Annotated in this window: 6 protein-coding genes; 2 read left to right on the top strand and 4 right to left on the bottom strand. The window is 45.4% G+C overall.

All coding sequences use genetic code 11. The features are described 5' to 3' along the window. Positions 1-155: 155 nt before the first annotated feature. Positions 156-914 (top strand): SagB/ThcOx family dehydrogenase, encoded by a 759-nt coding sequence (locus B3N33_RS00395; protein WP_099829531.1) that lies wholly within the window; start codon positions 156-158, stop codon positions 912-914. A gap of 1 nt (position 915) precedes the next feature. After that, the gene (locus tag B3N33_RS00390; RefSeq protein WP_292591775.1) at positions 916-1,359 is read left to right on the top strand and encodes a hypothetical protein; all 444 of its coding nucleotides are present in this window, start codon (positions 916-918) and stop codon (positions 1,357-1,359) included. Positions 1,360-1,600: 241 nt separating this feature from the next. On the opposite strand, the gene B3N33_RS00385 is transcribed toward B3N33_RS00390, so the two are convergent. The 4 genes from B3N33_RS00385 to B3N33_RS00370 all read right to left on the bottom strand — a co-directional run bounded on the left by B3N33_RS00385 (position 1,601) and on the right by B3N33_RS00370 (position 6,057). Beyond that, positions 1,601-2,983, bottom strand: coding sequence for a sensor histidine kinase (locus tag B3N33_RS00385; RefSeq protein WP_292591773.1), 1,383 nt, complete (start codon positions 2,981-2,983; stop codon positions 1,601-1,603). A 4-nt stretch (positions 2,984-2,987) separates the two neighbouring features. Further along, complete coding sequence (locus B3N33_RS00380) at positions 2,988-3,653, bottom strand: response regulator transcription factor (protein ID WP_165775351.1); 666 nt, start codon at positions 3,651-3,653, stop codon at positions 2,988-2,990. 80 nt (positions 3,654-3,733) lie between these two features. Next, the gene (locus B3N33_RS00375) at positions 3,734-5,422 is read right to left on the bottom strand and encodes an alpha/beta hydrolase-fold protein (protein WP_214079719.1); all 1,689 of its coding nucleotides are present in this window, start codon (positions 5,420-5,422) and stop codon (positions 3,734-3,736) included. 395 nt (positions 5,423-5,817) lie between these two features. Beyond that, positions 5,818-6,057, bottom strand: coding sequence for a chemotaxis protein (locus B3N33_RS00370; protein ID WP_099829535.1), 240 nt, complete (start codon positions 6,055-6,057; stop codon positions 5,818-5,820). Positions 6,058-6,247 lie beyond the last annotated feature (190 nt).

Genomic DNA, 6,247 nt, shown 5'->3' with positions numbered 1-6,247 from the left:
TGGACGGCGGACCGTTGACGGCCAACGTTGTCTTCGTCAGCGACCAGCATATAGCGGCTCTTGTTGAAAAGCTCTGATTAGATTTGCAAGTCTGTCCTTCACTTTTTTGCTGCTGTGCTACACTTATTTATATGAATCGAAGGAGGCGAGCTCTCATGATGACAAGAAAGGAAGGAAGAGCTTTCTTGAGCAACAAGATATGGCAAGAAGTCAATAGAGAGATGAACAAGACAGATCAGATGAAGGGACTGCCGCAGCCCTCTCTTGAGAAGAGCTCGGAGGGTTACGACCTTATTAGTCTTCCTGACCCAAACTCAACTCACCTTATAATGAAGGATTTGAGAGAGATAGTTTTTTCTAGAGAAAGCAGAAGAGTCTACTCGGATGAGAAGTTGTCGCTTGAGGCTTTGTCTTTTCTTCTCTGGTCTTCTCAGGGTGTAAAAGCAGTGATGAAAAACAACTATGCGACGTTGCGAACTGTCCCGTCTGCTGGAGCAAGGCACCCGTTTGAGACATACATATTCGTTAGACTGGTAAAAGGGTTGAAGAGAGGCCTTTATCGTTACGTCGCCTTGTCTCACTCTTTGGTTTTGGAGAAGGAAGGCGACTTCGCCAGTGAAGTTGCTGATGCCGCTCTAGGCCAGAAGTTCGTTGGACATTGCGCTGCAACTTTCGTATGGTCGGTCATCCCCTACAGGACAGAGTGGAGATACGACCTGACATCATACAAACCAATCCTTCTGGACGCAGGTCATATCTGCCAGAATCTATACCTTGCCTGTGAGGCCCTAAACCTTGGAACATGCGCCATTGCAGCTTACGATCAGGAGAAGATCGATAAGTTGATAGGTCTAGATGGTTATGACGAATTTGTCATTTACATGGCTCCGGTAGGAAAACCAAAGAGGTATTGAAATGGGCATATCAGAGCATGAACAATCAATATTGGCGAAGATATACGACAAAGTTCTCGGGAGAGAAAAGAGATACTTCTCTGTTGACGAGTTGATTAGGGAAGTCGGAGGTTGTCCCGGCGAAGTGAACGAAAGCCTGAATATACTAGTGGATGAAGAACTGATCGAGATCAAGCCTTTCAGAATGGGCAGGATTACTCACAAGGGGATTCTTCAAGTTGAAGGAGGCGGGATCCCTGACAAGGAAAAGCAAAGACAGGCGGTGATCTTGAAGCTCAAGGAGTTGACCTCAAACGATCCCGATATCTATGTAAACATAGACGCTTTGGCCGGGGAGCTGAACATGTTGAGGTACGAGTTATTTGATATCTTAAGCTTCCTTCAAGCCGAGGGAATGCTTAAGATTCATTCCAGGATGTCGGTGTCACTCCCTCGGAGAGACTAGAATAATAGAAGCCAGTCACCTGGCTTCTATTTTGGGGATGATGAAAAGGGCTTTTTTCATTTTTCCAGAATGGGAGCCTGTCTTGCTATCGCCTTGCCGGAGTAGCTTGATTCATTTCCAGGCTCCCCTTCCCGCAATTGCTTGATCTACATCTGTGTACGGGGATCACATCTATGTGAAACTTCTATCGCTGCTGCAACCAAATATAAATCGGAGAGATTAGAGAAGAATTAGACTCAGATTAGAGTTTTCTAATTTTCAAGGGGAGAGTCACTCTGAATATAGATCCCTGCTGAGATGAGCTCTTTACAGTTATCGTTCCGTTGTGAGCCTTTACTATCTCCTGAGCTATAGACAGCCCAAGTCCTGTGCCCCTTGTCTCAGATCTCGCCTTGTCAACTCTATAGAACCTGTCGAATATCTTGTCAATCTCATCTGCCGGTATTCCTATTCCATTGTCTTCTATGAGAATTTCGACTTCTTCTCTTGACTGGTCTTTCTCTCCGGATATCCTTATCTGGCCGCCCTCGGGGGTGTACTTTATCGCATTATCCACGAGATTGAAGATTGCTCTAGAAAGCTTTTGTCGATCGCCTGCTATCTCAAGGTCAGAAGGAATTTCCGTCATAATATGTATGTTCTTTTCTTTGGCGAGGACTGCTATCGTGTCAAGAACATCTTCGATTAAGACCCCTGCTGGAAAGACTTTGTAATCACCTTTTTGAAGGCTATTCTCAAGCCGCGTGATTACAAGAAGATCATCTATAATACTGCTAAGTCTTTCAATTTCGTTCTGAATCTGAACAAGCGCATTCACATATTCATCGGAATCCCTATCTCTGTGAAGTGTAACGTCCACAATACTTCTAATCGCTGTCAAAGGCGTTCTCAACTCATGCGCCGCATCAGACGTGAACTGTCTTTGCTTCTTGACGGATTCTTCAAGTCTCTCGAGCATTCCGTCAAAAGTACTGGCGAGATGTCCTAGCTCGTCATTTGGCAAAGTCAGGTTGAGCCTCTTGTTGAGTTTTTCAACACTGATCTCTTCTGCAAGCAGCGTAATTCTCTCCACGGGCTCAAGCGATTTCTTTGCCATGTAAAACCCGCCAAGCACTGCAAGAATAATTATCGTAGGTCCGAGAATCAGCATCAACCTGGACAGTCGGAAGAGGGCAATTCTGACACTCGAAAGAGATTCTCCCACCTGCATCCATCCCCACTGACCAATCTTAACGGTGAAAATCCTCCAGACGCCCACAGATGTAGAGACTGTAGTGAATTCCCTGTCAGAAAGCTCTAATGAGGCCTTTAGAATTCCAAACGGCCCAAAACCCTCAACAATGTTTCCCGATCCATCCATCAACCTGACAGCGAATCCTTCGGCAAGTAACCTGTTACTGAGAGATTCCATTTCGACGGTCTTCCTGAATATCGGAAGATCCTGGACGATCTCGATATTTGCAAGGAGCTGCGAAGATACGATTCTCAATGACGAATCGGCTTCGCTATGAAGCTGTGCGCTGAGAATCGCATAGATCGAAACGCTAAACGCAAATAGAATAACACCCAGGAAAAGGACGTACCAGAGAGTCAGCTTTATCCTGATAGGAACTATCTTTTTCATCGTATCAACCTAGCCTGTAACCGAAGCCTCTAACAGTGTTGATTAGCTTTGTGGAGAAAGGATCGTCAATCTTTTTTCTCAAATATCTTATGTAGACATCGACGACGTTCGAATCACTGAAAAAATCTTGATCCCAGACGCTTTCTGCGATCTGTGTCCTGCTCAGAACCTGATGAGCATTTCTTGCAAGATACTCCAGAAGCCTGTACTCTTTGGGTGAAAGCTCAATCTCCACGTCATCCCTTCGTACCATATGAGAGACAGTATCTATAGACAAGTCCCCGACTCTCAAAACCCTTTCGAAAGTTTCACGTGGCCTGCGAAGCAACGCATTGATCCTTGCAAGCAGTTCCTTGAATGCAAATGGTTTTACGAGATAGTCATCCGCTCCCGTGTTAAGCCCCTTAACCCGCTCGTCTACAGAATCCAGAGCAGTCAACATGAGAACAGGTGTGTAATTACCGCTTGCTCTCAGTTCACTGCAGACTTCGAAACCATTTTTGCCAGGCAAAAGAATGTCCAGAACTATTACTTCATATTGGTTTGATGAAGCTAGTTCCAGGGCTTCATTTCCACTTCTCGCTGCATCCACTGCGAAGCCCTCCTCTTTCAAACCCTTCTGAAGAAAGGCAGATATCGTTGCCTCGTCTTCGACTATTAGAATCCTCAGAAGAACACCTCCTGAATAAAGAAGCCGGAGGGTTTCCCCTCCGGTCAATTCTAGCATCCCTCTTCTTTATGTTGGAGTATCTAGTAGATCCAGTTCTTTTCTGCTTCCTCCGGAGCGGTTTCCTTCATGTAGTCTGAAAGCTGTGCAAGCCATTCCTGGAGAGCAAGTGCCTTGCTGGGGTCGGCTGGACTCCAGCCTTTCCATCCGTGACCCTGGTTCGGGCCGAAATCGAAAGTCATGTCGGAAACCGGGTTCTCCATTTTCTCCATAGCGTCTTTCAGGAGATAGACTGCCTCATTGAGGTAGTAGTTGTCCATATCACCAACTGCAACATGCACATCACCGGCTATCTTGGGACCTATCTCTTCCCAGTTTTCCTGAAGAATGTAGTTGAGATCGTAATTCTTCTTCCAGTAATCGGCAACTTTCTTGTTTATTTCTCCACTTACCTGATCCCAAATCGGCTGAGGGAATCCGTCAGCGCCAACGGGACTGTAAGTTGATTCCCAAACTGACCACTGCCCGCCAGATCTGTTGCTCGGTCCAGCAGCCATTTCGAAGTAGTTCTCCTGCTTCACGGTGAATCTGATGTTACCATGAGTATCTCTTGCACTCGGTCTTTCGGTCTTTATCCAGCCAAAGTCGGAGTAATAAGCATTGTCATCGTTGTAGATGTTGATCAACTGATAATAATTGAAGTCGACTCCATCGGGATACCAGACGTATGTTCTTCCAAAAAAGTCAGGGTAGAAGACTTTCATGGCAAGGGCTTCCCATCCTCCGGTAGATCCGCCTGCAAGAATTCTTGCCCATTTCTCGGGAATCATTCGGAACTGGCTTTCGAGATAAGGTATGAGTTCTTCTGTTATTGCAGTCCCGTATGGGCCAGAGTTCGCCGAGTCGACGGAATAAGATGTGTCGTAGTAAGGTGTGGCATCTCTGAACGATACGGCTATGAATCTTGCATTTCCTTCCTCATTCCAGAACTTATATACGTCGTTGTTCACTCTAAATCCCACCGGAGCACTGCCTCCAGGGAAGTGTCCCTGATAGTAGATCACCGGATAATACACATCAGGATTGTCGTAGTAACCTTCGGGGAGAAGGACATTGGCTCCAATATACATATCTTTGCCCCAGAACTCGGAAACAACATCGCTCTTGATCTTTATGTACTTCACCCATTCAGTATCTGAGTAATTCCCCTGCTGAAGCACCATGCCCGGCTCTAGTTCATAATCGGGCATTATCACTTCTGTGATAGCCAGTTTCACTGTACCGGGATTTGCCGGATCAAGATAGATCTTCTTGGTCTTGCTTTTTGCATTGCCAACTGATTCCCAGAACCACTGCCCGTCTCCAGTGTCATCGTGCATGAGTATGGTATGACCGTCGGCTCTAGCAAAGGTCGTGTATACATTTACAAAAGCCTGTACAAAGTATTCTCCGGCCGGTAGTTCCGATATCTCAATTGGATAACCTGCCACAGCCATATCTCCATCTGAGATCTCCACTACCGATTCAGATGTCATATCGAAGACATCCTTTCCCCAGAACGGAACTCCTCTTACATCTGTCTGCAAGCTAGGTTCTCTAGAAGAATCCTTGCTGACAATTACGAGTACTCGTCCGTTGATCGGTGTCTCTAAACCTAGAGACGCTACTGTATCCAGTGCGTCCTGGCTTATTGATACTTCGAAAGTAAGTGAAAACGCTGTAATGCTTATGAAAAGAATTATAAGAAGAGTAAGTATACTCTTTTTAACCATATTTCCCACCTCCATGAGAATGTAAGCAATTGTCAAATTCCTCTTGCCTGCTGCAAGTTAGAACAATCAAATAGGATAAATCCAGTTACAAGAATAGTTATCAGGATGCTAGCTCTTCTAGAAGTTTTTCAGTTAGAAGCAAGGACGACGAGCGCGGAGAGAAAGGCGAGCACCTTTTTCTGAGGAAAGAACAACGTGATTAGAAAAATGAAGACTTTGAATACCTATACAAACAACTGAACAAGGGTTTAGTTCCATTCTTACCTCCTTTTCTCCGACTTGCGTCTGGTAGATCCTTGTTATTATACACTGCCTGAGGTACTGTCGGAACACTATGCGCGATTATTCACATCATCTTCTGTTTTCCGTTGCTTTACTCGCCTTTAGCCTTACATTCACTGCCTTCTTCCATGACAAAAACTATCAAAGTCCTTGAAGTCGATATAGTCGCGAACTCTCTGGAGAGAAGCCCAGATAAAGTCTTCGAAAAGCTTCGCATCATCTTCGCTGTTCAGTTCCTCAACAACATCTTCTTGCTCCGATGGACGTGTAGCGATGTATCGACTCCCTACTGCCCTGTAATTTGAGTACAGATTGAAATTGAAAATACCATTTTCTTTTGATCTGTAATACACTGCTAACACCTCCTGTAATGCAGAACAATTATATCATGCTGTGTAACAAGCGTGGTTGGGGGCCGCAGGTAGGGGGTAGGAAAGAGCAAAGGAACTGGTTATGAGTTGAGGGTTATCCGTTCTCCGAAAGAGCAATCGAGAAAGAGCATTGGCGAGACGTTCGCATCGCTCACGAGAAGGCGAGTGAAAA

The sequence above is a fragment of the Mesotoga sp. UBA5825 genome, from assembly GCF_002432955.1.
Lineage (GTDB): Bacteria > Thermotogota > Thermotogae > Petrotogales > Kosmotogaceae > Mesotoga.
The sequence above is the reverse complement of the archived record's forward strand: the minus strand, read 5'-3'. Positions and strand labels throughout refer to the sequence as shown.